4 protein-coding genes are annotated in these 1,585 nt (G+C 39.9%); 1 reads left to right on the top strand and 3 read right to left on the bottom strand.

What is annotated here, in order from left to right:
• Window positions 1–544 precede the first annotated feature (544 nt).
• Window positions 545–733 (bottom strand): transposase, encoded by a 189-nt coding sequence (locus K737_RS12065; RefSeq protein WP_006302709.1) that lies wholly within the window; start codon window positions 731–733, stop codon window positions 545–547.
• Window positions 734–756: 23 nt separating this feature from the next.
• On the opposite strand from K737_RS12065, the gene K737_RS10100 reads away from it, so the two are divergent.
• A complete protein-coding gene (locus tag K737_RS10100; RefSeq protein ID WP_161630400.1) occupies window positions 757–918 on the top strand; it encodes a hypothetical protein in 162 nt (53 codons plus the stop codon).
• On the opposite strand, the gene K737_RS08185 is transcribed toward K737_RS10100, so the two are convergent.
• The gene (locus K737_RS08185) at window positions 900–1,184 is read right to left on the bottom strand and encodes a transposase (RefSeq protein ID WP_006302667.1); all 285 of its coding nucleotides are present in this window, start codon (window positions 1,182–1,184) and stop codon (window positions 900–902) included. The genes K737_RS10100 and K737_RS08185 overlap by 19 nt on opposite strands.
• Before the next feature lie 15 nt (window positions 1,185–1,199).
• Window positions 1,200–1,322, bottom strand: a complete 123-nt coding sequence (locus tag K737_RS11465; protein ID WP_268743844.1) for a hypothetical protein — start codon at window positions 1,320–1,322, stop codon at window positions 1,200–1,202.
• Between the last annotated feature and the right edge of the window lie 263 nt (window positions 1,323–1,585).

Raw genomic sequence — 1,585 nt, 5'->3', positions numbered from 1 at the left:
TTTTAAACTACCTGAAAAAAAGTGAGGGGGAGTATGGTATTTTCTACAAGATGTCTAAACTTGTAAATATCTTTATTGCGTTCTATTGGGAAATAAAAGGATTTATGTTGTTTTTTCTTACCTCATCAACAATGCGATTGGTACAATATCCTTTGCTTGCAAGAAGATTTTGAGCGCTTATTCCTTCAACACGCTGGCTAGCTTGTTTGCAATTAGCAGCGTTTAACGATTATCCTTTGCTTTTCCTTCCTAACTCCCCTTTCTTCTTGGTAGATAAGGCTCCAGAATTTTCCAAGATTTTTCTGATATGTCGTGTCTTCTGTGCGATAGCGTCATCTCTTCTAAAAAATAAAATTTTTGATTTTCATTATATTATATTTTATTTCGTGACGACACTATCTAAAGTATTTATTTAAAAGCGAAAAGCGGAAAGCGAGTCACTTGATTTTTATGAAATGCTAAAAAATTTTTCCAAAGCAACGGTTATAGCTAAATCAGTATAAAAAGATTACGTTAATGTTCTTCTTATATGTTTGGCTTGGGCTCATTTTTTCTCAATAGGATTGAGATCTGGAGAATAATGAGGCAAATAAAGCAAACTATTACCTGAATCTTCTAGCATTTTTTGCACTGCTTTCCCTTTATGGAAAGTGGCATTATCCATAACACTACCGATTTCTTTTGGAAGGGGGGGTAATAAAATCTGCTGCACCAAAGATGTATACCAAATCAAACTGAAAGTGTTGGACTAACGGGTTGAAAGTTATCATTGACGCGCTCGACAAGATCCATGACGATGTTGTCTCAGGTGTGCAGCATATTCTGGCAAAACTCTTTGACAGAGACGAAAAATCGATTATTGCGCACATATTCATTTTTCGATGGGGGGCAGGTTGGTGCTATAGGGAGGGCAAATAATGCACCTCAATCCCCCTTTCTTTTGCTGTTTTTTGGAGGTTTTTGCTTGTGTTATAAGGTCTTTGATCCAAGATCAGGTGAATGTTAGGTGCCTTTGGATAAGCGTCTTTCAGCTGATAAAAAACGTCTTCAAGGTTTTTAAGAGACACCACCGTAAGGCGCATGTGCCTCCCATCAGGGTTCATGCGTGTAGGCAGTCGTCGGCAATGGGGTGCCTGACAGGTGATTTTCGTTGTCATGGTGGGGTGCGCGCCATCACCAAACATCCGGCAGTATTGTCATCACCGTTGAATAAACGCTTCCTGCTTGGCTGCCTTTTCGGGCCGTGCTGCTGGCTTTTTAAATGAAAAATTATGGGCGCGCAACGTCTTGCCTTGAATCGCAGTCATAGGGTTCAAGAACATAAGCGCAGATATCGCTTACTTTCATATACGTGGTGGCTTTCCAAATGCGCGATAAGTTCCGCTGTTTGTGAAATATTCAGCTTGCTTACAGAGCCCTTGCTTTACACCATTAACTTTTGATCTTCCTTATACTTCTCTACGATCGTCAATCAGAAGAGCCTTAGCAGTTTGACGATAGCTTCACCCTTTGTCGGATAAAAAAACTGCCTTAATCCTATCTTCTACGCGTCGGCTCTTAAGGCAACACGATCTTCTTTCAGAAA

The sequence above is a fragment of the Holospora undulata HU1 genome (assembly GCF_000388175.3).
GTDB classification, from domain to species: domain Bacteria; phylum Pseudomonadota; class Alphaproteobacteria; order Holosporales; family Holosporaceae; genus Holospora; species Holospora undulata_A.
The sequence above is the reverse complement of the archived record's forward strand: the minus strand, read 5'-3'. Positions and strand labels throughout refer to the sequence as shown.

What these genes read in the sequence shown, in the direction of transcription:
- K737_RS08185 (WP_006302667.1), bottom strand. Translation starts at nt 1,184, where the DNA reads ATGTTTGGTGATGGCGCGCACCCCACCATGACAACGAAAATCACCTGT.
- K737_RS11465 (WP_268743844.1), bottom strand. Translation starts at nt 1,322, where the DNA reads ATGTTCTTGAACCCTATGACTGCGATTCAAGGCAAGACGTTGCGCGCC.